At 68.1% G+C, this 24339-nt stretch carries 23 protein-coding genes; 10 read left to right on the top strand and 13 right to left on the bottom strand.

What is annotated here, in order from left to right:
- Window positions 1-2: 2 nt before the first annotated feature.
- The 5 genes from OD997_RS06535 to sdhC form a co-directional block, all read right to left on the bottom strand.
- Window positions 3-1208, bottom strand: coding sequence for a YihY/virulence factor BrkB family protein (locus OD997_RS06535; protein WP_434330881.1), 1206 nt, complete (start codon window positions 1206-1208; stop codon window positions 3-5).
- A gap of 77 nt (window positions 1209-1285) precedes the next feature.
- Complete coding sequence (locus tag OD997_RS06530; protein ID WP_434330880.1) at window positions 1286-2053, bottom strand: succinate dehydrogenase iron-sulfur subunit; 768 nt, start codon at window positions 2051-2053, stop codon at window positions 1286-1288.
- A 2-nt stretch (window positions 2054-2055) separates the two neighbouring features.
- Window positions 2056-3882, bottom strand: coding sequence for a succinate dehydrogenase flavoprotein subunit (gene sdhA, locus OD997_RS06525; RefSeq protein WP_434330879.1), 1827 nt, complete (start codon window positions 3880-3882; stop codon window positions 2056-2058).
- A gap of 19 nt (window positions 3883-3901) precedes the next feature.
- Window positions 3902-4345 carry a succinate dehydrogenase hydrophobic membrane anchor subunit gene (locus OD997_RS06520; protein ID WP_056312310.1) on the bottom strand — a complete coding sequence of 148 codons (444 nt, stop codon included), beginning with the start codon at window positions 4343-4345 and terminating at the stop codon, window positions 3902-3904.
- A complete protein-coding gene (gene sdhC, locus OD997_RS06515) occupies window positions 4345-4779 on the bottom strand; it encodes a succinate dehydrogenase, cytochrome b556 subunit (protein WP_434330878.1) in 435 nt (144 codons plus the stop codon). Before sdhC ends, OD997_RS06520 begins: the two co-directional genes overlap by 1 nt.
- Before the next feature lie 176 nt (window positions 4780-4955).
- On the opposite strand from sdhC, the gene OD997_RS06510 reads away from it, so the two are divergent.
- The 10 genes from OD997_RS06510 (at window position 4956) to OD997_RS06465 (ending at window position 16474) form a co-directional block, all read left to right on the top strand.
- Entirely contained in the window at window positions 4956-6071 is a 1116-nt protein-coding gene (locus tag OD997_RS06510; RefSeq protein ID WP_434330877.1) for a mannose-1-phosphate guanylyltransferase, read from the top strand.
- Between the two features lie 148 nt (window positions 6072-6219).
- Complete coding sequence (locus OD997_RS06505) at window positions 6220-7332, top strand: BMP family lipoprotein (RefSeq protein ID WP_434330876.1); 1113 nt, start codon at window positions 6220-6222, stop codon at window positions 7330-7332.
- 161 nt (window positions 7333-7493) lie between these two features.
- Window positions 7494-9008: an ABC transporter ATP-binding protein gene (locus tag OD997_RS06500; protein WP_434330875.1), complete on the top strand. Its 1515-nt coding sequence runs from the start codon at window positions 7494-7496 to the stop codon at window positions 9006-9008.
- Window positions 9005-10324 (top strand): ABC transporter permease, encoded by a 1320-nt coding sequence (locus OD997_RS06495; protein ID WP_434330874.1) that lies wholly within the window; start codon window positions 9005-9007, stop codon window positions 10322-10324. Before OD997_RS06500 ends, OD997_RS06495 begins: the two co-directional genes overlap by 4 nt.
- On the top strand, window positions 10321-11607 hold the full coding sequence (locus OD997_RS06490) for an ABC transporter permease (RefSeq protein WP_434330873.1): 1287 nt from the start codon (window positions 10321-10323) through the stop codon (window positions 11605-11607). The genes OD997_RS06495 and OD997_RS06490 overlap by 4 nt, the downstream gene beginning before the upstream one ends.
- Window positions 11608-11614: 7 nt before the next feature.
- Window positions 11615-12013 (top strand): cytidine deaminase, encoded by a 399-nt coding sequence (locus OD997_RS06485; protein ID WP_042536471.1) that lies wholly within the window; start codon window positions 11615-11617, stop codon window positions 12011-12013.
- Window positions 12010-13302, top strand: a complete 1293-nt coding sequence (locus tag OD997_RS06480) for a thymidine phosphorylase (RefSeq protein ID WP_434330872.1) — start codon at window positions 12010-12012, stop codon at window positions 13300-13302. The genes OD997_RS06485 and OD997_RS06480 overlap by 4 nt, the downstream gene beginning before the upstream one ends.
- A 51-nt stretch (window positions 13303-13353) precedes the next feature.
- Entirely contained in the window at window positions 13354-14469 is a 1116-nt protein-coding gene (locus OD997_RS06475; RefSeq protein WP_434330871.1) for an adenosine deaminase, read from the top strand.
- 18 nt (window positions 14470-14487) lie between these two features.
- Entirely contained in the window at window positions 14488-15591 is a 1104-nt protein-coding gene (locus OD997_RS06470) for a polysaccharide deacetylase family protein (RefSeq protein ID WP_434330870.1), read from the top strand.
- Between the two features lie 31 nt (window positions 15592-15622).
- Window positions 15623-16474: a carbohydrate kinase family protein gene (locus tag OD997_RS06465; protein WP_434330869.1), complete on the top strand. Its 852-nt coding sequence runs from the start codon at window positions 15623-15625 to the stop codon at window positions 16472-16474.
- Window positions 16475-16499: 25 nt separating this feature from the next.
- On the opposite strand, the gene OD997_RS06460 is transcribed toward OD997_RS06465, so the two are convergent.
- The 8 genes from OD997_RS06460 to OD997_RS06425 all read right to left on the bottom strand — a co-directional run bounded on the left by OD997_RS06460 (window position 16500) and on the right by OD997_RS06425 (window position 24274).
- Window positions 16500-17249, bottom strand: coding sequence for an alpha/beta hydrolase (locus OD997_RS06460; protein WP_434330868.1), 750 nt, complete (start codon window positions 17247-17249; stop codon window positions 16500-16502).
- 48 nt (window positions 17250-17297) lie between these two features.
- Window positions 17298-18605, bottom strand: coding sequence for a flavin-containing monooxygenase (locus OD997_RS06455; protein WP_434330867.1), 1308 nt, complete (start codon window positions 18603-18605; stop codon window positions 17298-17300).
- Window positions 18606-18712: 107 nt separating this feature from the next.
- The gene (locus OD997_RS06450) at window positions 18713-19870 is read right to left on the bottom strand and encodes a mannitol-1-phosphate 5-dehydrogenase (protein WP_434330866.1); all 1158 of its coding nucleotides are present in this window, start codon (window positions 19868-19870) and stop codon (window positions 18713-18715) included.
- On the bottom strand, window positions 19870-20301 hold the full coding sequence (locus OD997_RS06445; RefSeq protein ID WP_434330865.1) for a PTS sugar transporter subunit IIA: 432 nt from the start codon (window positions 20299-20301) through the stop codon (window positions 19870-19872). The genes OD997_RS06450 and OD997_RS06445 overlap by 1 nt, the downstream gene beginning before the upstream one ends.
- Window positions 20302-20368: 67 nt before the next feature.
- Window positions 20369-22000 (bottom strand): PTS mannitol transporter subunit IICB, encoded by a 1632-nt coding sequence (locus OD997_RS06440; protein ID WP_434330864.1) that lies wholly within the window; start codon window positions 21998-22000, stop codon window positions 20369-20371.
- A complete protein-coding gene (gene ptsP / locus OD997_RS06435) occupies window positions 21997-23622 on the bottom strand; it encodes a phosphoenolpyruvate--protein phosphotransferase (RefSeq protein WP_434332349.1) in 1626 nt (541 codons plus the stop codon). The genes OD997_RS06440 and ptsP overlap by 4 nt, the downstream gene beginning before the upstream one ends.
- A 56-nt stretch (window positions 23623-23678) precedes the next feature.
- A complete protein-coding gene (locus OD997_RS06430; RefSeq protein WP_056312281.1) occupies window positions 23679-23960 on the bottom strand; it encodes an HPr family phosphocarrier protein in 282 nt (93 codons plus the stop codon).
- Window positions 23957-24274 carry a PTS sugar transporter subunit IIB gene (locus OD997_RS06425; protein WP_434330863.1) on the bottom strand — a complete coding sequence of 106 codons (318 nt, stop codon included), beginning with the start codon at window positions 24272-24274 and terminating at the stop codon, window positions 23957-23959. The genes OD997_RS06430 and OD997_RS06425 overlap by 4 nt, the downstream gene beginning before the upstream one ends.
- Window positions 24275-24339: the final 65 nt, after the last annotated feature.

The following is a 24339-nucleotide window of genomic DNA, read 5'->3' as shown; positions in this document are numbered from 1 at the left end:
GCCTAACGAGGGCCGCCGACATCCTTCGACGGGCGCTGCAGCTCCGCAAGGATACGCTGCGCGAGGGGAGAGCTCTCATCGACGGGCGGGGGAGCAGATGCCTCGAGGGACTCGAGCTCCTTCTCGGCCGCACGCAGGGCGCGTTCGGTCTGCCAGGTGCGGTACCAGGGTGCGTCGTCCCGAGCGGCCTGGGCCTCGCGCACCCGGATTCGCGCCGCCTCCACCAGCGTCCGGTACTCCGCCAGACGTCGCTCCGCCTCGGTCTGGGAGAGCAGAGGCAGATCCCTGTCCTGGGCGCTGACCGCGATCCATGACGACGCCACCAGCATCACCACGCCGTTGACGCGGAACCACAGCAGCAGGCCGATGAAGATCGCGAACGTGGCGAGCAGGGGATTCGAGGGGGTGTAGCTCAGGAGGAACCCCGCGCCGAACTGCAGGATCGTCATCGCCCCGCCGCCGAGGAGGGCACCGGGCCAGATCGTGCCCCAGTGCAGCGACGTTCCCGTGAGGAAGCGGACCATCGCCGCGAGCGCGGCCGACAGCACCGCGAACGACACCAGGACCGTGCCGATGCGGATGCTGGTCAGGCCGTCGAGCGCCGCCCCCCAACCCAGCAGGCTGAGGATCCAGGCCAGCGCGACGGCGCTTGCGGAGCTGAGCAGCGAGCCGACGATCAGCGAGGCCCCGAAGATCAGCGCGGCCAGCAGGTCACGCGCCTTCAGGATGACGTAGCTGCGGCGGTCGGGCGGCAGACCGAAGATGTCCCTGGTAGCGCGTCGTGAGAACGTCACCCATCCGATGGCGGTCCAGATCACGGTTCCGAGGGCGATCAGACCGGTGATGCTCAAGATCCCCGTCGTGCTGGCCGCGATCTCCTGCACCTGGGCCGGGGTGAACACCCCGCCCTGATCCTGGATCAGATTCGGGATGTAGCTGTTGATGATGTCGATCATGCTGTCGACCGCCTCGCTGCTGCCGCCGAGCCACAGGCCTGCGATCGCGAAGGCGAGGTAGATCGCCGCGAAGATGGCGAACAGCGCCTGATAGCTCACGCCCGCGGCGAGGAGGAATCCGTTGTGCTGCAGGAAGTGACGCCACACGCGCACCGGGAAGAGGCCCAGCGTGCGCCTCGTCAGCGCGGTCGCACGTTCGACCGCCGCATCGAGGCGGCCGGCCTCTGACGCCGCGCGATCGGGTTCTGACACGTCTTCACCTTATCCACACGACGAAAACGGGCAGGCCCCCGTGGGGAGCCCGCCCGTTCGCGTCGATGTTCCGTGCGTCAGACGCGACCGCGCAGCACGGCCTGCTTGACCTCGGCGATGGCCTTGGTGACCTCGATTCCTCGGGGGCACGCCTCGGAGCAGTTGAAGGTCGTGCGGCAACGCCACACGCCTTCCTTGTCGTTGAGGATGTCGAGGCGCACTGCGGCGTTGTCGTCGCGCGAGTCGAAGATGAAGCGGTGCGCGTTCACAATCGCGGCGGGGCCGAAGTACTGGCCGTCGGTCCAGAAGACGGGGCACGACGAGGTGCACGCGGCACAGAGGATGCACTTGGTCGTGTCGTCGAAGATCTCGCGATCCGCGATCGTCTGGACGCGCTCCTTGCCCTTCTCGGGCACCGAGTTCGCGACGAGGAAGGGCTGCACCTCGCGGTAGGAGGCGAAGAACGGCTCCATGTCGACGACGAGGTCCTTCTCGAGCGGCAGACCCTTGATCGCCTCGACGTAGATCGGCTTCGAGATGTCGAGGTCCTTGATCAGCGTCTTGCAGGCGAGGCGGTTGCGGCCGTTGATGCGCATGGCGTCGGAGCCGCAGATGCCGTGGGCGCAGGAACGGCGGAACGTGAGCGAGCCGTCGACCTCCCACTTGATCTTGTGCAGCGCGTCGAGCACGCGGTCGGTCGAGTACAGCTCCACGTCGTAGTCGACCCAGTGCGGCTCGGAGTCGACCTCGGGGTCGAACCGGCGGATGTTGAACGTGACGATGAAGGACTGGATGCCGGTCTCTTCGGTCGTGTCTGCGGGAGCTTCAGCGATGGCGTTGGACATGCTCAGTACTTCCTCTCCATCGGCGGGTAGTTCAATTCGCCCTGGTCGTTCTTGGTGAACACGACGGGCTTCCAGTCGAGCTTGATGTGGTCGCTCGGGGTGGAGGAGTGCGGATCGCCCGTCAGGTAGGCCATCGTGTGCTTCATGTACTTCTCGTCGTCGCGCGTCGGGAAGTCGTCGCGCATGTGGCCGCCACGGCTCTCCTCGCGGTTCTGTGCGGCGTAGACGACGACCTCGGCGATGTCGAGGAGGAAGCCCAGCTCGACGGCCTCGAGCAGGTCGGTGTTGAACCGCTTGCCCTTGTCGTCGACGTGCACGTTCTTGTAGCGCTCGCGCAGTTCGGCGATGACGCCGAGCACGTGCTGGAGGGAGTCGTGCGTGCGGAACACCTGCGCGCCCTTGTCCATCTCGTCCTGCAGAGCCTTGCGGAGCACGGCGATGCGCTCGGTGCCCTGGTTGTTGCGCAGGCTCTCGAGCATGTCGGACACGAACGCGGCCGGGTTCTCGGGGAGCGGCACGAACTCGGCGGTCTTGACGTACTCGACCGCGTTGCGCCCCGAGCGCTTGCCGAACACGTTGATGTCGAGCAGCGAGTTGGTGCCGAGGCGGTTGGCGCCGTGCACCGAGACGCAGGCGCACTCGCCGGCGGCGTAGAGGCCGGGGACGACCGTGTCGTTGTCGGCGAGGACTTCGCCGTTGTTGTTGGTCGGGATGCCGCCCATCGCGTAGTGCGCGGTCGGCATGACCGGCACCGGCTCGACGACCGGGTCGACGCCCAGGTAGGTGCGGGCGAACTCGGTGATGTCGGGCAGCTTGGTCTCGAGGACCTCGGCGCCCAGGTGTGTGCAGTCCAGCAGCACGTAGTCCTTGTGGGGCCCGGCGCCGCGACCCTCCGCGACCTCCTGGACCATGCAGCGCGCGACGATGTCGCGGGGCGCGAGGTCCTTGATGGTCGGGGCGTAGCGCTCCATGAAGCGCTCACCCGAGGCGTTGCGCAGGATCGCACCCTCGCCACGTGCGCCCTCGGTGAGGAGGATGCCGAGACCGGCGAGGCCGGTGGGGTGGAACTGGAAGAACTCGAGGTCCTCGAGGGGGAGGCCCTTGCGCCAGACGATGCCGACGCCGTCACCGGTGAGGGTGTGAGCGTTGGAGGTGGTCTTGAAGATCTTGCCGAATCCGCCGGTCGCGAAGATGACGGCCTTGGCCTGGAAGACGTGCAGTTCACCGGTCGACAGGTCGTACGCGACGACGCCCGAGACCTGGGTCTTGCCGTCGGCGTCCTTGACCGTGAGCAGATCGAGCACGTAGAACTCGTTGAAGAAGTTGATGCCGAGCTTGACGCAGTTCTGGAACAGCGTCTGCAGGATCATGTGGCCGGTACGGTCGGCGGCGTAGCACGCGCGGCGGACCGGGGTCTTGCCGTGCTCGGCGGTGTGACCGCCGAAGCGGCGCTGGTCGATCTTGCCCTCGGGGGTGCGGTTGAAGGGAAGACCCATGTTCTCGAGGTCGATGACCGCGTCGATGGCCTCCTTCGCGAGGATCTCCGCAGCATCCTGGTCGACCAGGTAGTCGCCACCCTTGACGGTGTCGAAGGTGTGCCACTCCCAGCTGTCCTCCTCGACGTTCGCGAGCGCAGCCGCCATGCCACCCTGCGCCGCACCGGTGTGCGAACGCGTCGGGTACAGCTTGGAGATCACCGCGGTCTTCGCGCCGGGGCCGGCCTCGATCGCCGCGCGCATGCCGGCGCCGCCGGCTCCCACGATGACGATGTCGAACTGGTGGTAGTGCACACCGTCGCGCACGACGGAATCCTGGGTCTCGGTAGTCACTTCTCGTATGCCTTCTCTTCTACTTGCCCAGCGTCTGGCACTGTTCCCACAGCGTGCTCGTCTCGGTCACGCCGAGGCACGGGTCGAACGTGAAGACGACCAGGGTGCCGAGGATGATGAGCAGGGCGGCTGCCAGGCCGAGGGCCCAGGTCAGAGCCTTGCGAGCGGTGTTGTTCGTGACGTAGTCGTTGACGATCGTCCGCATGCCGTTGGCGCCGTGGATCAGGGCAAGCCAGAGCATGATGACGTCCCACCACTGCCAGAACGGCGTGGCGAACTTGCCTGCGATGAATGCGAAGTCGAGGGCGTGGATGCCCTCCCCGACCATCAGGTTGATGAACAGGTGGCCGAAGATCAGCACGACCAGGACGACGCCGGAGCCGCGCATGAAGAGCCAGCCCCACTTCTCGAGGTTGAATCCGCGCTGACGGCGGACGGGCGCTGCGACAGTCTGAGCGGTCATCAGTGTCCTCCTCCGAAGCCGGCGAACGCGAGGGCGAGGTGACGCGGCACGAAGCCGGCCATGATGATTCCCCACACCAGCAGCACGCCCCAGAAGAGCTGGCGCTGGTACTTGGCGCCCTTCGACCAGAAGTCGACCGCGATGATGCGCAGGCCGTTCATCGCGTGGAACACGATGCCGGCGACCAGCACGACCTCGCCGAGCGCCATGATCGGGTTCTTATAGGTGCCGATGACGGCGTTGTACGCCTCGGGGGACACCCTGATGAGTGCAGTGTCGAGCACGTGCACCAACAGGAAGAAGAAGATGGCGACTCCGGTGATGCGGTGAAGCACCCACGACCACATGCCTTCGCGACCCCGGTAGAGGGTGCCGCGAGGTGTCTTGGAAGTGGTTTCCGAAATCGACGGTGTCAAGCGAGCGCTTGTGGACACGGTCGTCCTCCCTGGATCGATGTGACTCGGTCGCGTGCGATGCGTGGTCCAAGCATGAGCCTGCTGCCAGGCACGGCCGATCGGACACCATCCTATTCCCGTGCGGCGCCTGTGGGCGACGAAGGGGAGCCTAACCATCTCGATGTCGAGATGTTCCGTCGGGATACCCTGGCAGGGTGAGCCAACCGATCAAGGACTTCTACGCAGTGATCCCCGCCGGCGGCATCGGCAGCCGACTGTGGCCGTTGTCCCGCGCCGACGCCCCGAAGTTCCTGCACGATCTCACCGGTTCGGGGCATTCCCTGCTCCGTGACACCTGGGACAGGCTGGAACCGCTCGCGGGCGCTGACCGCATCGCCGTGGTCACCGGGCGAGCGCACCGCGCCGCGGTCGAGGCGGAACTGCCCGGCATCCCGGATCTGAACGTCTTCCTGGAGTCGGAGCCCCGCGAGTCGGCGGCGGCCATCGGACTGGCCGCCGCGATCCTGCACCGCCGCGACCCCGACGTGATCATCGGGTCCTTCAGCGCCGACCACGTCATCCGCAGCACCCGCGTGTTCGAGTTCGCCGTGCGCGACGCGGTCGAGGTGGCCCGCGAGGGATACATCTGCACGATCGGCATCTCTCCCACCGAGCCCGCCACCGGGTTCGGCTACATCAAGAAGGGACCGGAGCTCGTCGTCGACGGCGCCCGCGAGGCGGCGCTGGTGGAGAGCTTCGTCGAGAAGCCCGACCTCGAGACCGCCCAGGCGTACCTCGCCGATCGGGGCTACCTCTGGAACGCCGGCATGTTCATCGCCAGGGCGAGCGTGCTCCTCGACGAACTCGCCGAGAACGAGCCGGCCCTGCACGCGGGGCTCCTCGAGCTCGCCGAGGCATGGGACGACCGCGAGCGTCGCGGCCCCGCCGTAGACCGGATCTGGCCGGGGCTCAAGAAGATCGCGATCGACTACGCGGTGGCCGAGCCCGCCGCGCGGCGCGGACGCCTCGCCGTCGTGCCCGGCCACTTCGACTGGGACGACGTGGGGGACTTCGCCTCGCTCACGAAGCTCATCAACAACGGTCGCAAGAACGACCTCGCGGTGCTCGGCCCGAACGCCCGCGTTCTGTCGGATGCCGCCAGCGGCATCCTGGTCAGCCAGACGTCGCGCGTGATCAGCCTCATCGGGGTGCAGGACATCGTCGTCGTCGACACACCCGATGCGCTTCTCGTCACGACGGTGCAGCACGCGCAGCGTGTGAAAGGCGTCGTGGAGTCGCTCAAGCTCACCGGACGGGGCGACGTGCTCTGATGAGCACCCACCGCCGCTCATCGGCTGACTTGGTTTCAGCTTTGTAACCATTCGATTGCCGCTCGGGTGCGGGCATGCACAAAAGTCGAAACAGTAGGTAACTTTGAGCGATCCGCGAGGGCCGCGGGATCGTTGAGGGAGGCATGAGTTGACCATCTCCACCACCAAGAAGCTGCTCGGCGCGACCATCGCCGCGGGCGTCGTCTTCGCACTCGCCGGCTGTGGCCAGGCTCCGACCGAATCGGGCGGCAACGGGGGCGGGGATGCAGCATCCGACTTCCTCCCCTGCCTCGTCTCCGACGCCGGCGGTTGGAACGACAAGTCGTTCAACCAGTCCGCCAAGGAAGGCATGGACCGTGCCGCTGACGAGCTCGGCGTCAAGCCGCTCGAGTTCGAGTCGGCCAACGACAACGACTACGCGCCGAACCTCGAGACCGCGGTCTCGGAGGGCTGCTCGCTGATCGTCTCCGTCGGCTTCAAGCTCTCGGCAGCGACCGTCGAGTCGGCGCTCGCCAACCCGAAGATCAACTACGCGATCATCGACGACTACGCGGACAACGACTTCGACGGCACCACGGATGCCCCGAACATCAAGCCCCTCGTCTTCGACACCGCTCAGGCCGCCTACCTCGGTGGCTACGCCGCCGCAGGCTGGTCGTCGGCTGCCGGTGTGAACAAGGTCGGCACCTTCGGCGGAATGCAGATCCCGTCCGTCGCCGTGTTCATGGACGGCTTCCAGCTCGGTGTCGAGAAGTACAACGAGGACAAGTCCGGTGCGGTCGAGGTCTTCGGCTGGGACACCGCCACGCAGAAGGGCTCCTTCACCGGCGGCTTCGACGCGAACGACACGGCCAAGCAGACCGCGCAGGGCGTGCTCGACCAGGGCGTCGACGTCATCCTCCCGGTCGGCGGTCCGATCTACCAGAGCGCGGCTGCGGCCATCGCTGACAGCGGCAAGGACACGCTGCTCGTCGGCGTCGACAGCGACCTCGCCGTCGCTGACGAGTCCGTGGCCGACGTCACGCTCTTCTCGATCATGAAGGCGATCGACGTGGCCGTCGAGGATGCGACGATCGCAGCCTCGAAGGGCGACTTCGACCCGGCTCCCTACATCGGCACTCTCGAGAACGAGGGCGTGAAGCTCTCGGGCTTCGGCTCGTTCGAGGGCGACCTGCCCGACGGACTGCTCGACGAGATCGACGCTCTGAAGGAGCAGATCATCGCCGGTGACATCACGGTGGAGTCCCCGAACTCCCCGTAAGTCATCGAGTTCCAGCGCGGGGCGAGTGGTGCAAGCGGCCACTCGCCCCGCGCCGTGGACGGACGACGATGACTGTTCACGGCGCACCCGGGCGATCCCCGAGGACTGCGCCGCAGATTCTTCAGACTCTTCTGGATGACACTTCTGGATAAGGTGCAGATATGAAGCTCGAACTCCGCGGCATCACCAAGCGGTTCGGAACCCTGGTGGCCAACGACCACATCGACCTGGTCGTCGAACCGGGGCAGATCCATGCGCTGCTCGGCGAGAACGGCGCAGGCAAATCGACCCTGATGAACGTCCTCTACGGGCTGTATCAGGCCGACGAGGGCGAGATCCTCCTGGACGACGTCGTCCAGCGGTTCCGCGGTCCCGGTGACGCCATGAATGCCGGCATCGGCATGGTGCACCAGCACTTCATGCTCGTGCCCGTGTTCACGGTGGCCGAGAACGTCATGCTCGGCCACGAGCAGACGAAGGGCGTCGGCACCCTCGACATCGCGAAGGCGCGGGAGCACGTGCGCTCCGTCGCCGCGCGCTTCGGCTTCGACATCGACCCCGACGCGATCGTCGGCGACCTGCCCGTCGGAGTGCAGCAGCGCGTCGAGATCATCAAGGCGCTCTCGCGCGACGCGAAGGTGCTCGTGTTCGACGAGCCCACTGCCGTCCTCACCCCTCAGGAGACAGACGAGCTGATGGGCATCATGCGCCAGCTCCGCGACGAGGGCACCGCGATCGTCTTCATCACCCACAAGCTGCGCGAGGTCCGCGAGGTCGCGGACACCATCACGATCGTGCGCCTCGGCCGCATCGTCGGAGAGGCATCGCCCACGGCGACGAACGGCGAGCTGGCCTCGCTCATGGTCGGCCGTGCGGTCGAGCTCACCGTGCACAAGGATGCTCCGCGCCTCGGTGACGGCGGCCTCGAGGTGAAGGGTCTGCGGGTTCTGACCTCCACGGGCGCGATCGTCGTCGACGACGTCGACTTCACCGTGCGCCCCGGCGAGGTGCTCGCCGTCGCCGGCGTGCAGGGCAACGGACAGACCGAGCTCGTCGAGGCCATCGTCGGTCTCGCGGCCCGGGTCGAGGGATCCATCTCGCTCGACGGCACTCAGCTCGTCGGCAAGAGCGTGCGGGCCATCCTCGACGCCGGTGTCGGCTTCGTCCCCGAGGACCGCACCGAAGACGGCCTCGTCGCCGGCTTCTCGGTCGCAGAGAACCTCATCCTCGACCGCTCAGGCGACCCCGAGTTCAGCCGCGGAGGAACTCTGCGCCGCGCGGCGCTCGAGGAGTTCGCCCACGCGCGCATCAAGGAGTACGACATCCGGGCGCAGGGCCCGCACACTCCGGCGGGGACTCTCTCCGGCGGAAACCAGCAGAAGGTCGTGATCGCTCGCGAGATGAGCCGCGAACTCCGACTGCTCGTGGCGGCGCAGCCGACCCGTGGAGTCGACGTGGGCTCGATCGAGTTCATCCACAAGCGCATCATCGAGACGCGTGACGCCGGCATCCCCGTCGTCGTGGTCTCGACCGAGCTCGACGAAGTCGCAGCTCTCGCCGACCGCATCGCGGTCATGTACCGAGGCACGATCGTCGGGATCGTTCCCGGCGACACCCCGCGCGAGACGCTGGGTCTGATGATGGCGGGCGCCGCCGAGGGAGAGGTGGCCGCATGAGCGGTTCGACGCCACAGGCCGGGGGAGCGGGCACCGAGGGGTCCGGCGACCAGCTCTCGGTGAACACCACCACGACCCTCCGCGATCCCGTGGATGTGCCGCCGCCCCCTCGCGGCAACGTGATCCTCAAGGAGATGCTGCGGGGCAGCGCGGTGACGACGATCCTGGCGATCTTCCTCGCGCTCGTCGTCGGCGGCATCCTGATCGCCTTCACCAACGAAGACGTCATCGAGGCCTCCGGCTACTTCTTCTCGCGTCCGACCGATACGATCGCCGCGGCGTGGAACGCCGTCTACAACGGCTATGAGGCCCTGTTCCGCGGAGCGATCTTCAACGCGCGAGGCGCCGACTTCGCCGCGCAGATCCGGCCGCTCACCAACACCCTCGGGTTCGCAGCCCCGCTGATCGCCGCCGGTCTCGGTGTGGCACTCGCTTTCCGTGTCGGCCTCTTCAACATCGGTGCACGCGGACAGATGCTCATCGGTGTCGCGGTCGCAGGTCTCCTGACCTTCCAGCTCGACCTGCCGTTCTGGCTCCACATCCCCGTCACGCTGATCGCCGGCATCGCCGGTGGTGCTCTGTGGGGAGCAATCGCCGGTCTGCTCAAGGCGAAGACGGGCGCCCACGAGGTGATCCTCACGATCATGCTCAACTACGTGGCCTACTACCTGCTGCTGTGGATGATCCGCACCCCGGGCCTCCTGCAGAAGCCCGGCACGAACCAGGCCCTCGGCTACGCGACCCCCGAGAGCGCGCAGTTCCCTTCGCTCCTCGGCCCGCAGTTCCCCCTCCTCGACCTCGGCTTCGTCATCGTCATCATCGCGACGCTGTTCGTCTGGTGGCTCATCGAGCGCTCGTCACTCGGCATGCGGATGCGCGCCGTGGGTGAGAACCCGCACGCGGCCCGCGCCGCGGGAATCAGCGTGCAGCGCGTCTACGTCTACGCCATGCTGCTCGCCGGTGCTCTCGCCGGTCTCGCCGGGATGAACCAGATCCAGGGTGCGGTCACGACCGGAATCACCGAGACCATCGACGCCGGCATCGGCTTCGACGCGATCACGGTGGCCCTGCTCGGGCGCAGCCGTGCGTGGGGGACGTTCGCCGCCGGCATCCTGTTCGGCGCGCTCAAGGCCGGATCCTTCTCGATGCAGGCGCAGGACATCCCTGTCGACATCGTGCTCGTCGTGCAGTCGCTCGTCGTGCTGTTCATCGCCGCGCCGCCGCTGCTGCGCACGGTGTTCTTCCTTCCCAAGACCGACGCGGAGAAGGCTGCCAAGGCGAGAGCCAAGGCCGCGAAGAAGGCGGTGACCGCATGACCTCCCTCGTCCAGAGCGAAGCCGCTGACGGAACTGTGCAGCTCGCCACCGTGCGCGAGCGGCACCTGAAGGCGCCGATCGTCCTCGCCGCAGCCACCGTGCTGCTGGCGCTGCTGTTCCTGCTGGTGCCTCGCACCGGAACGAGCAGCTTCCGACTCAACGATCCGTCGTCGCCGTTCGCGCTGCCCGACGTGGCGCTGCCGACCGGACCGACCAGCTGGGTCGTCATCGTGATCCTGGCGCTGCTGTCGGGTCTCGCGTTCCTGCGGGCCTGGTCCTATCGCAAGGCCTCGATCTGGCTGGTGATCGCATTCAGCGTGCTCGCCGTCTTCGGGTTCCTCGTGTGGGCGGGTGCAGGCGGCCTCGTGCCCGTCAGCAGCCTGCTGTTCGGCGCGGTGTCGCTCTCGGTCCCGCTCGTGTTCGGTGCGCTCGGTGGTGTCATCGGCGAACGTGCCGGCGTCGTCAACGTCGCGATCGAGGGCCAGCTGCTCCTCGGAGCGTTCTCGGCGGCGCTTCTCTCGAGCGTCACCGGCAGCCCGTTCATCGGTCTGCTGGGCGCCATGCTCGGTGGCGTGCTCGTCGCGGCGGTGCTCGCGGCGTTCGCCATCAAGTACCTCGTCGAGCAGGTGATCGTCGGTGTCGTGCTCAACGTCCTCGTCAGCGGTCTCACCGGGTTCCTCTACGGCGCGCTGCTCGCGCCGAACGAGGCCGCCCTCAACACGCCGGTGCGCTTCAGCCGCATCGAGATCCCGCTGCTCAGCGACATCCCGATCATCGGGCCGGTGCTGTTCAACCAGACGTTCATCGTCTACCTCATGTTCATCACCGTCGCGATCGTCGCGTGGGGCCTGTACCGCACGAAGTGGGGACTCCGCGTCCGCGCCGTGGGTGAGCACCCGCAGGCCGCCGACACCGTGGGCATCAAGGTGAACGCGACTCGATTCTGGAACGTGCTGCTCGCGGGTGCGATCGCGGGCATCGGAGGAGCGTACTTCACGCTCGTCTCGGTGCCGCAGTTCGGCAAGGACATGACCGCCGGCCTCGGCTTCATCGCCCTCGCCGCAGTGATCTTCGGACGCTGGGACCCGATCCGCGCGACGCTCGCCGCCCTGCTGTTCGGCTTCGCGACGAACCTGCAGAACCTGCTGTCGATCCTGAAGACGCCCATCCCGGGCGAGTTCATGCTGATGCTCCCGTACGTCGTCACGCTGCTCGCGGTAGCCGGCTTCGCCGGTCAGATCCGCGGCCCCGCAGCCAGCGGCAAGCCGTACATCAAGTCCTAGGAGAGACATGACAGACATCGACTGGGATGAACTCCGTCAGGTCGCGACCGACGCCATGACGAAGGCGTACGCGCCGTACTCCCGCTACAGGGTGGGCGCGGCCGCACTCGTCGGCGACGGACGGATCGTCGCCGGATGCAACGTCGAGAACGCCTCGTACGGCGTGACGCTGTGCGCCGAGTGCGCACTGGTCGGCGACCTGCACATGTCGGGCGGCGGTCAGCTCGTCGCCTTCGTGTGCGTCAACAACGACGGACAGACGATCATGCCGTGCGGCCGCTGCCGCCAGCTGCTCTACGAACACGCGATGCCCGGGATGCTGCTGGAGACCGTCTCCGGCATCCGGACCATCGATGAAGTACTGCCGGATGCGTTCGGCCCCCGAGACCTGGAGGACGCCCGATGAGCGTTGAGCCCTTCGACGCCGTCGATGTGATCCGTGCCAAGCGCGACGGAGGCGCGGTGCCCGAGAAGGCGCTGCGCTGGATGGTCGACGCGTACACGCGCGGCTACGTGTCGGACGCGCAGATGGCGTCGTTCGCGATGGCCGTGTTCCAGCGCGGCATGGAGCGCGATGAGATCCGCGTGCTCACCGATGCGATGATCGCGTCGGGGGAGCGGATGAGCTTCGCGACCCTGGGCAAGAAGACCGTCGACAAGCACTCGACGGGCGGTGTCGGCGACAAGATCACGCTGCCGCTCGCGCCGCTCGTCGCGGTCTTCGGCGTCGCCGTGCCGCAGCTCTCGGGCCGCGGTCTCGGCCACACCGGTGGCACGCTCGACAAGCTCGAGTCGATTCCCGGCTGGCGCGCCGCGCTCAGCAACGAAGAGATGTTCGCCCAGATGCAGGGCGACGTCGGCGCAGTGATCTGCGCCGCAGGCTCGGGCCTCGCTCCCGCCGACAAGAAGCTCTACGCGCTGCGCGACGTCACAGGCACGGTCGAGGCGATCCCGCTGATCGCCTCGAGCATCATGTCGAAGAAGATCGCCGAGGGCACCGACGCCCTGGTGCTCGACGTGAAGTTCGGCTCCGGCGCGTTCATGCAGGACATCGACCGTGCACGCGAGCTCGCCCGCACGATGGTCGCTCTCGGCACCGACTCGGGAGTCGCCACGACCGCGCTGCTCACCGACATGAACGTGCCCCTCGGCCTCGCCATCGGCAACGCGAACGAGGTCCGCGAGTCCGTCGAGGTCCTCGGCGGAGGAGGCCCCGCAGACGTCCGCGAGCTGACGATCGCCCTGGCTCGCGAGATGCTCTCGCTGGCCGGACAGCCGGATGCCGATGTCGAGGCCGCTCTCGACGACGGCCGCGCGATGGACAGTTGGAAGGCCATGATCCGCGCGCAGGACGGCGACCCCGACGCGCCGCTGCCGACCGCCCGGGAGACCCACGTGGTCACGGCTCCGTCCGACGGCGTCGTGTCGCAGATGGACGCGCTGCCGTTCGGCATCGCCGCCTGGCGTCTCGGTGCGGGGCGCGCACGAGCGGAAGATCCTGTGGTCTTCGAGGCGGGCATCGATCTGCATGCGAAGCCCGGTGACCGCGTCGTCGCGGGTCAGCCCCTGTTCACCCTCTCCGCAGCCGACGAGGCGCGGTTCCCGCGGGCGCTCGAGGCTCTGGAGGGATCCTGGGCCATCGGCGACGAGGCTCCCGCCGCGGGCCCGATCGTGCGCGAACGCATCACGGCCTGATCCGCTGACCGCTAGCCTGAACTGAGCGAATCAGCGACCGAGAGGATTTTCATGTCGATCGACGCGAACGGTGATGTCACCATCCAGGGAGCATCCCTGCGCAGCCTGCCCAAGGTGTCGCTGCACGACCACCTGGACGGCGCCGTGCGCCCGTCGACGATCATCGAGCTGGCGGATGCGATCGGACTCGAGGTCCCGGAGTCCAAGCCCGCAGCCCTCGGGACCTGGATCGCGAAGAAGAGCGACTCCGGTTCGCTCGTCGAGTACCTGAAGACCTTCGATCTGACCACCGCGGTCATGCAGACGAAGGAGGGTCTGACCCGCGTCGCACGCGAGTTCGTGCAGGACCTCGCGTCCGACGGCGTGATCTACGGCGAGGTGCGCTGGGCGCCGGAGCAGCACCTCACCCGTGGGCTGACGCTCGAGCAGACGGTCGAGGCCGTGCAGCAGGGCATCGAGGAGGGCGAGGACGCCGCTGACCGCGACGGCCACAGCATCCGCGTCGGCCAGCTGATCACCGCCATGCGCCACACCGATCGCTCGCTCGAGATCGCCGAGCTCGCGGTGGACTTCCGCGACCGCGGAGCCGTCGGCTTCGATATCGCAGGACCCGAAGACGGCTTCCCCGCCTCGAATCACCGCAAGGCTTTCGACTACCTCGCCGAGAACTTCTTCCCCGTCACGGTGCACGCAGGTGAAGCCGCAGGCCCCGCGTCGATCCGCTCGGCCCTGCTCGACGGACGCGCGTTGCGTCTCGGACACGGCGTGCGAATCGCCGAAGACCTGCAGGTCATCACGCAGGAGGGCGACGAGGTGCAGGTGCAGTTCGGCGACCTCGCGCGGTGGGTGCGCGACCGCGAGATCCCGCTCGAGCTCTCGCCGTCGTCGAACCTCCAGACCGGCGCGATCGCGGCCTGGGGCACCACGCTCGCCGACCACCCGTTCGACCTCCTCTATCAGCTCGGTTTCGCCGTCACGGTCAACGTCGACAACCGCACGATGAGCGCGACCTCGCTCACGCGCGAACTCGCGAACCTGGTCGAGACGTTCGAGTACGACCTCGACGATCTCGAGACCTTCCAGTTCAACGCCGCAGCCGGGGCCTTCCTGCCCGTCGAGGCGCGCGAAGAGCTCGTGGAGATGATCGCAGAAGGATTCGACGTCTGAGACATGGGCAACTGAGTCGTGGCTTCCGGGGGGAAGCGACGCCGACTGGGCGTCGCAGTCATCATCAGCACGGTCATCGTGCTCGCGGGCGGTGCGGCCGCGGCATACGCGTGGGTCACCCGCGAGCCTGAAACGGTCATCCCGAAGACGACTGCGGCGGTCATCGAGCGCCCGCTGACGGCGGCCGAGCAGATCGTCGCCGACGCCGACGATCCGCTGGCGTGCGCCGTGAGCTTCCTCGGGGAGGGCGCGCCCGAGGACCCGATGCTGCAGTGGCAGAACGCCCTCTACGTGGGTCTCCCGATCCCGGCTCAGGACGGCCGTGTGTTCGCAGGGTGGTACGCGAGCGAGGCGGATGCTGCCGCGTTCACCGTCGCGGCGCGCATCAACGGGGCCGACCCCGTGGTCTGCGTCGATCAGCAGATCGATCTGTTCGCCGCGTGGACGACTCCCGAGGCGAACGCCGCGGCTGCCGTGCAGGTGCCGATCCTGATGTACCACCAGTTCACGGCGAATCCCGAGGGCGAGACCGGGTGGCTGCGCGGCAATTACGCGTACATCGGCGACTTCGACGCGCAGATGAATCACATCGCGACCACCGGCTTCTACCTTCCGACCTGGGACGAGCTCAGCGCGTTCATCGACGGACGGCTCTCGCTGCCCGCGCGTTCGGTGATCATCACCGACGATGACGCCGATCAGACCTGGTTCGACCTCGCCGTGCCTGTGATCGACAGGTACAAGCTGCTCTCGACGTCGTTCATGATCACCGCCTACCGTCAGGATCCGCCGCCGTCGATCTACGTCCTGCGGCGATCGCACACGCACGACATGCACCAGGCGGGTGAGAACGGCAAGGGCCGGATGGTGAACTGGACGGCCGACGAGATCGCCGCCGACCTCAACGCCTCGGCCGATGTGCTCGGCGTGCGCGAGGTGATCGCCTATCCGTTCGGTCACTACAACGACACCGCCAAGCAGGGCGTCGCCCAGGCCGGTTTCGAGATGGCGCGCACGATCGAGCCGGGGTACGTCGAGATCGGCACGGACAAGCTCGCGCTGCCGGTCGTCCGCATCGACTACGGCATGGGTCTGGACTCGCTGATCAAGCGAATCGGCTGACCTGTCGCCTGCACGCGGGAGGATGGAGCGCATGACCGCATCCGTCTTCATCGCGGGCCCCGCCTCGTGGAACTCGATCGTCGTGCTCGACAGGCTTCCCGAGCCCGTACCGCACATGCAGTTCGCGGAGGAGAGCTGGGAGACCCTCGGCGGGACCGGCGCGGGCAAGGCGCTCGGTCTCACCGCGCTCGGACGCCCGACGCTGTTCTATGCGCTGACGGCGTCGGACGAGCCGGGGGAGCGCGTACGCGGCGCGCTCGACTCGGCGGGGGTGCACACGATGTGGGGTGACGGCGATGCCACCGAGCGGCACCTCAACCTCATGACACGGCAGGGTGGCAGGGTATCGCTCTACCTCGCGTCACCATCGGCCACGCACGGCGACGATGACGGCGCGATCAAGGCAGCGATGACCGCATCGGATGTGATCGTGCTGGACCTCGCCGCGGAGGCGCTGAGGCTTCTCCCCATGGCGGCGTCCACCGGTCGCCCGATCTGGGTCGACGTGCACGACTACGACGGCGAGGCCGACTTCCACCGTCCGTTCCTCGCGGCAGCCGATGCGGTGTTCTGCAACGCTGACCGTCTCGACGATCCGATCGCATTCCTCCGCTCCCGCATCGAGGCCGGTTCGTCGCTCGCGGTGTGCACGCTCGGCGCGGAGGGCGCGGTGGCGATCGATGCCGACGGCGCGGAGCACCGCGTCGCGGCCGCCCCCGCCGACGTGGTCGACACGAACGGCGCCGGCGACGCATTCCTCGCCGGCGTCCTCGACGCGTGCCTCGACGGCCTCGACGTGCCGACCGCGCTCGCGGCGGGGGCACGGACCGCATCCCTGGTGCTCAGCACCAGACATCTGCATCCGCTGCTCGAGCGCGACTGAGATTCCGCCCGTTTCGCCGATCCGATCAGCGCTGGGCGAGCTCCGTCATGAACGGGACGAGCACCTCGGCGACCTGCTCGTGCATCTCGTCGTCCGTGATCGTCGGCTCTCTGTCGCCCGACTGGGGGCCGTAGTCGCCGAACGATGCGTGGGATGCTCCCTCGATCTCGACCATCTCGGCGTCGGCCGGGAGCAGATCGCGGGCCGCCTCGATCTTTTCGGGCGTCGAGAGTCCGTCCTCGCTGCCCGAGATGCTCAGGACGGCGAGATCAGTGTCGGAGACGTCGTTCGAGCAGTACGAGCCGAACAGCACGAGCGCCTCTGCGTCGGCGGCCAGCTGGCAGGCGCGCACACCGCCCAGCGAGTGCCCGCCGATCGCCCAGTCGTCGATGTCGGGTGCGGCGGAGGTGAAGGCATCGAGTCCGCGCAGGTCGAAGAAGGCGAGGTTCAGCCACGGGCGCGTGATGACCACCGTGACACCCTCTTCGGCGAGGCTCTGCAGGATCGGAGCATACGCCCACGGGTCCACCTTCGCCCCGGGGACGAAGACCAGGCCGAGATCGGACTCTCCGTCTGCCGGGGTGAGCACGATTCCCTGCTCGGCATCCTCGACGTGGATGGCGGGATTCTCACGGACGCTCGCCAGCGGAGCCTTCTCGGCGGGCATCACCCCGATCTGGCTCCAGGCGACGATGCCGCCGATTCCGAGCACGAGGACCGCGACGAGTCCCCAGACGATCACCTTCAGGACACGACGGCCACGCTTCTTCTGCACGGGAACAACGTTACGGCCTGTGCATGTGAACAACCTCGGGGGCGACGCTCACCCGCGACCGGGGAGGACGGAGCTCTCGAGCGCCTCCCGTTCGCGTCGGACGGCACCGCGGTAGGCGTCCTTGTTGACGTAGTACGCCATCCGAGCGAGACCGAGGTAACGGTAGCCGCCGGTGAGGTCGGGCCACGGCTGCGTCGTCACCCTCTCGCGGAACCGCGCCGCGTTCGGGGCATCGTGCTCCACGGCATCGAGATAGGTGGCGAGGAGGTCCGCCTGTTCGTAGCGGCCCTGCCATCCGATGCCGGATGCCTCGATCATGCCCATCACGTACAGGCCGTTGAACGAGGAGGGGAAGAGGTTGAGGAACAGCCGGGGAGCCGCGCCCTGCCACTGCAGATGCCGCCGATCCACGAACGGGTAGTCGAGTGTGTAGCCGGTCGCGAGCAGTACGAGGTCGTAGTCGTCCGCCGTGCCGTCGCGGAACCGCACGGTCGATCCGTCGAAGCGGTCGATGTCGGCTCGGATGCGCAGATCGCCCTGCCCCAAGTGGTTGAGGACCATGGTGTTGACGATCGGGTGCGATTCGTAGATGCGGTACTCGGGCTTCGGGAACCCGAAGCGCACGGGATCGCCCGTGAAGGCTTTGAGCACACGGCTGTCGACGGCCTGCTTGATGCGGGCGGGAAGCGGTCTGCCCTGATTCAAGGTGTCGCTGGGCCTTCCGAACAGGTAGCGCGGCACGAAGTAGTAGCCGCGGCGCACGCTCATGTCGACGGACGCGGCATGGTGCACGGCATCCACCGCGATGTCGCATCCGGAGTTGCCCGCGCCGATCAGGAGCACCCTCTTGCCGGCGAGCTGCGCGGGGGACCTGTAGGAGCTCGTGTGCATGAGTTCGCCACTGAAGGAGCCGGTGAAGGCGGGGATGTTCGGCCGGGCGAGGGTGCCGTTCGCGAGCACGACCCCCGCGTACCACTGCGTCTGCTCGCCCTGAGGACCCGCGCTGGTGAGATCCCACCCGCCGTCACGTGGTTCGAGTCGGGTGACCGCGGTCTCGAACCGGAACAGCTCGGTGAGTCCGAAGTGCTCGGCGTAGTCCTCGAAGTACTCCCGCAGCACGCGGTGGCCCGGGTAGTCGACCGTCGAGCGCATCGGGAACTCGGTGAACTCGGTCGTGGTTCGCGACGAGATGAGGTGCGCCGACTCGTACATCGTGCTGCGGGGGTTGTCGATGTCCCACAGCCCGCCGACGCCGGACGAGGCCTCGTAGCCGTCGACCCCGATCCCGCGTCTGGTGAGAGCGCGCGCGGCGGCGAGTCCGGACGGCCCTGCGCCGATGATCGCGTACCTGTTCATGCTGCTCCCCGCACCTCTGCGTGCTCGCACCTCACGCCCCCTGACCGATCGTATCGGCAGGGGGCGCAGGGAAAGCGTGCGGGCGGCATTCGGCCGCCCGCGGTGCGTCAGGAGGCGTGCAGCGCCGTCTGGCGCGAGACCACCGCATCGCGGATCGCCGGGAACAGCGGATGCTCGGGGTCGAGGCCCGTCGTGCGCGCGGTGAACGCGAGCGCATCCTCCGTGCGCAGGAGCTCCTGCAGCTCGACCGCCTGCTCGTCGTCGGGCTCTTCGAATTCCAGGGCGGCGGCGACGGCGCCGACCAGGGCGACCGTGGGGAGGCCCCGCTCGGCCGCCATGGAGGCGGGTCCGATGAACCGCTCGTGTCGCGAGATCTTGCGCAGCGGCTGACGGCCGACGCGCTGGACGGTGTCGACGAGGGCGGGGTTGCGGAACCGCTCGAGGATCGTCGCTCGGTACTCGGCGAGGTCGGCGGGGTCGAGCCCGTGCTCTGCCACCAGCACCGCGGAGGTCTCTTCGAGGGCCGCCGACACGCGGGCCGCGATGTCGGGGTCTGCGAGGGCATCCGAGATGCGCTCGATACCGGCACGGGCACCGAAGTACGCGGTGGCCGCGTGGCCCGTGTTCACCGTGAAGAGCTTGCGCTCGATGTACGGAGCCAGGTCATCGACGAAGTGCGCGCCCGGGATCTTCGGCAGTGTGCCGCCGAAGGCTCCGGATTCGATCGCCCACTCGAAGTACGGCTCGACCGTGACGTCGACGCCTCCGTCGGCGGGCTGGCCGGGGACGATGCGGTCGACGGCGGTGTTCGCGAACACGGCCCGCGAGAGCAGCTCGGGAGCATCCGCCCCTGCCGCCTTCTCGACCTCGGCGCGCAGGGTGCCTGTCGCACCGATCGCGTTCTCGCATGCCATGACCTGCAGAGGCGCGGCATCGGGGGAGCGGCGTCGAAGGCCCTCGACGATCGTGGGGGCCACGAACCGCAGCACGGTCGGTCCGACCGCGGTCGTGGCGACGTCGGCGGTCGCGAGCTCGTCGGCGACGGCATCCGGATCCGACTTGCTGTTCACCGCACGGAAGCCGGTCACGACGTGATCGGTGCCGCCAGGGCCGGCTTCGTGCACGGTGTACGAGTCGACCGCGTTGATCGCATCGACCAGTGCGTCGGCGACGTCCGAGAAGACGACCTCGTACCCGCCCTCGTGCAGCAGGAGGCCGACGAAACCGCGGCCGATGTTGCCCGCTCCGAAGTGGACGGCCTTCATCAGTCGTTCACCGCCGAGAGCAGTGCGTACAGCTCGTCGGGGGTCTGTGCGGCGTTGAGCTTGGCGACGTCGTCGTCATCGGAGAAGAGGATCGCGATCTGCGAGAGGATCTCGAGGTGCTCGTCGCCGCGGCCGGCGATTCCCACCACGAACGTCGCGGGCTCGCCCGCCCAGTCGACGCCGCCGTCGTAGCGGACGACCGACAGGGCGGATCCCAGGATCGCGTCTTTCGTGTCGTTGGTGCCGTGCGGGATCGCCAGCCCGTTGCCCATGTACGTCGACACGGTCGCCTCGCGCTGACGCATCGCGTCGACGTAGGCGGGGGTGACGGCGCCGGCCGACACGAGGATGTCGGTGGCCTCCTGGAGGGCTGCCTCCTGGGTGCTGGATCCTGCGTGGATGCGGACCTGTCCGAGGGTGAGAACGCTCATGGTGATTCCTTCTTTCTGAGAATGTGGGGGCGGGGCGGATGCCGTGGCACCCGCCCCGCCCGGTCTGTCACGCGTCGGAGTCGCGCTGCTCGCGCACCATCTCGACGACCTCTTCGTACTTCGGAGAGTTCATGAAGTTGTCGACGGACACGTGGATCGAGTTCGGCGACTGTGCCTTCGCGCGATCGGTCAGCTGCTGCTGCGTGATCACGAGGTCGGCGCTGCCGTCGAGGTTCGCGATCGCCTGGTTGGTGACCGTGACCCCGTCGATCTCGGCCTTCTTGAACTTGTTGCGCAGCACGCTCGCGCCCATCGCGGAGGAACCCATGCCGGCGTCGCAGGCGAACACGATGTTCGCGATGCGACGGTCGGTGGCCACTCCCGCACCGGCGACTGCCGCGCCTGCGGCGCCAGCACCCGAAGAGGCGCGGAGCGCATCCATCGCGGCGGAAGACTTGCCCTTGTTCGCCTCGGTCTGCGCGATCGCGTCGCCGAAGCTGTCGCCCTCGGCCTCGAGGTCGCGCTTGCGCGATGCCCGCAGGATGACGCCGGTGATGAGGAACGTCACGACGGCGGCGATCACGACCGAGAGGTACACGACCAGCAGGTTGCCGACACCGCCTCCGACGGCCGCGGCCGTGACGGCGATGATGCTGCCGGGGGCTGCCGGGAAGGCGAGACCGCCGCCGAGGACCATGTTCGTCGTGACACCGGCCGCGCCACCCGCGATCAGCGCGAGGATGGTGGTCGGCTTGCTCAGTGCGTACGGGAAGTAGATCTCGTGGATGCCACCGAAGAACTGGATGATGGCCGCACCGGGTGCCGAGGCCTTCGCCGCACCGACACCGAAGAAGGTGAAGGCGAGCAGGAGTCCGAGGCCGGGGCCGGGGTTCGCCTCGATGAGGAACAGGATCGACTTGCCGGTCTCGGCGGCCTGCTCGATGCCGAGAGGGGTGAACACGCCGTGGTTGATGGCGTTGTTGAGGAACAGCACCTTGGCGGGCTCGACGATGATCGATACCAGCGGGAGCAGGTTCAGGGAGACGAGCCAGTCGACTGCACCGCCGAGCACCGCGCTGACGCCGAGCATGACCGGGCCGAAGGCGAAGAATCCGACGATCGCCAGGACCATGCCGAGGATTCCGGCCGAGAAGTTGTTCACCAGCATCTCGAAGCCGGGGCGGATCTTGCCGTCCCACAGCCGGTCCATGCGCTTGGTGATCCAGGCCGCGATCGGCCCCATGATCATGGCACCGAGGAACATCGGGATGTTCGTGCCGACGATGACACCCATCGTGGCGATCGTCGCGACGACGCCGCCGCGCTCGCCGTAGACCATGCGGCCTGCGGTGTTGGCGATGAGGAGCGGGAGCAGGTACGTGACCATCGGGCCGACGAGGCCCACATACGCGAGGATGTTGCCATCGGCGCCTTCGGCGACCGCGGTCATCGCACCCTGCCAGCCCAGGACGGCCGAATCGCCACCGCCGCCGACGATCTCGGCGACACCGGCCCAGTGCCAGCCGAAGGGGCTCTCCGCCCCGAAGAAGCCCTTCGGGATGAACAGCATGGTGATGAATCCCCACGCGATGAACGCGGCGATGTTGGGCATGATCATGCCCGAGAGGAACGTGCCGAAGCGCTGCACGCCCGTTCGGAGGCCGCCTGCCTTCGTGGCGGCCGGTGACGTCGTCGTCATGATGTCGTCTCTTTCTGGTGAGGGGGAAGGGTTGCTGTGGCATCGGCCACGGCGAGGCGGGCTCCGGCGGCGTCGTCGGCCGCCAGTGCCAGTTCGGCGAGGTTGCGGGCCTCGTCGAGGGTTCGGGTCGAGAGCATCTGCCGTACGTCTGCCAGCGCGGACGGAGCCATCGAGAGGCTCGTCGCGCCGAGGCCGACGAGCACCACGGCGAGCATCGGGTCTGCCGCGGCCTCGCCGCAGATGCCGACCGGCTTTCCGAGGCGGGCACCGGCGGCACCGACCTCGCCGACGAGTCGGAGCACGGCGGGGTGCCAGGGGTCCTGGAATCCGGCGACGGATCCCAGCATGCGATCGGCGGCCATCGTGTACTGCGTGAGGTCGTTCGTGCCGATCGACGCGAAGTCCGCATGCGCGAGGATTCGGTCGGCGAGCAGCGCGCTGGACGGGATCTCGACCATGACGCCGGCGGTCTTCAGGCCGTACTCGCGGGCGAGCGCGGTGAAGTACTCGGTCTCCTCGACGGTCGCGACCATGGGCGCCATGACCCAGAGGTCGGCCTCGGTCGCGGCATCCGCCTCGGCGAGAGCGGTCAGCTGCTCGCGCAGGATGTCCTCGCTCGCGCGGAGTGCGCGGAGGCCACGGAGCCCCAGTGCCGGGTTCTCCTCGTGCGCGTCGTTGAGGAAAGCCAGGGGCTTGTCGGCCCCGGCATCCAGCATGCGCACGACGACCTTCTTGCCGGGGAAGGCGGCGAGCAGCTCGCGGTACGACTCGCGCTGCTGCTCGACGGTCGGCGCCTGGGCCGACGAGAGGAACAGGAACTCGGTGCGGAACAGCCCGACGCCCTCGGCCCCGCGTTCGACGGCATCGGATGCGTCTGCAGGTTTCCCCAGATTCGCCAGCAGCGGGATCAGCGTGCCGTCGGCGAGGGCGCCGGGAGTCAGTGGTGCGTCGTCCGCAGAGCGTCGGGCGGCGGCGCGCTGTTCGGCGCGCTCCTTCTCGTCGTCGGTCGGATCCAGGGTCACGAGTCCGGCGGCCGCGTCGACGATCACCGACTGGCCGGTGGCGAGGGCGGATGCCGAGGCCGCGCCGACGATCGCGACGATGCCCTTCTCTCGGGCGAGGATCGCCGTGTGCGAGGTGGGCCCGCCGTCGAAGGTGATGAGCGCGAGCACCTGGTCGAGGTTCAGCAGCGCCGTGTCGGCCGGGGCGAGGTCACGTGCGACGAGGACGAAGGGATGGCCGGGGTCGGGTACTCCGGGCGCATCCACTCCGCGAAGCCGTGCGAGTACCCGCTGGGCGATGTCGTCGAGGTCGGCCGCGCGCTCGCCGAGGTAGCCCCCGACCGCCTCGAGGGTGGCGCGGAAGCCGGCGAAGGCGTCGTGCACGGCCCACTCGGCGGTGGCGCCGTCATCGATCCTCGCGTCGACCTCGTCCTGCAGGGTGGGGTCCTCGGCGATCATCGCCTGGGCCTCCAGCACCTCCTGGGCCGAGCCTCCGGCCGTCTCGCCTCGGGCGGTCAGCTCCTGAGCCACCGAGGCGACGGCCTCGCGCACCCTGGCGCGTTCGGCATCGATGCCCTGCGTGCTGGGGGTGTTCTCCGGAGCGGGCAGCGCCTCGGTCATCCGCACGACGACGCCCTGGGCGACGCCGAGACCGATCCCGACTCCTCGTAGTTCGCTCACGCGCCGGCATCCTGGTCATGGTCGGTCGTCAGCAGCTCGGTGAGCGTGTCGAGCACGCCCTCGGCGCTGTCGCCGTCCGCGGTCAGCGTGACGTAGTCGCCGTACTCGATCGCGAGGGCGATGACGCCCAGGATGCTGGCCGCGTTGACCGCCTTGCCGGAGTCCTTCGCGATGGTCACCGGGATGCCCGAGTCCTTGGCTGCCTGTGCGAACAGCTTCGCGGGGCGGGCGTGGAGTCCGTGGGATGAGCCGATGCGTACGGTGCGGGAGACGGTCATGATGTTCCTTTCGGGGTGTTCCTGGCGTCGGCGAGGATCGAGCGGGCGAGCGCGAGGGTGCGGGTGCCGTCGCGGTCGGCGAAGACGTCCTCCGGGAGGACGACCGCGGGCGCGGAGGTCGCATCGCGGATGGCATCGAGGCGGTCGGCGAGATGAGGGCCGACGAGGATGAGGTCGTGATCGCCGTCGGTGACGGAGTGCTCCATGCCGGCTGCCGCGTCCCAGTCGAGACCGGCGTCGGAGGCCGCTCTGCGCAGTCGCTGTGCGACGAACGTGCTCGACGCGCCGGCGCCGCACACCACGAGGATCTTCATCGATGCCCACTACCTTTCCTGAGAACAGTCTGGGAACTGGCGAGGGTGCTCGCCAACAGGTTCCT

Origin of the sequence: Microbacterium sp. CGR1, from assembly GCF_051062835.1 — a bacterium.
Taxonomy (GTDB): domain Bacteria; phylum Actinomycetota; class Actinomycetes; order Actinomycetales; family Microbacteriaceae; genus Microbacterium.
Note: the sequence above shows the minus strand (reverse complement) of the source record. Positions and strands in the feature narration are given on the sequence as shown.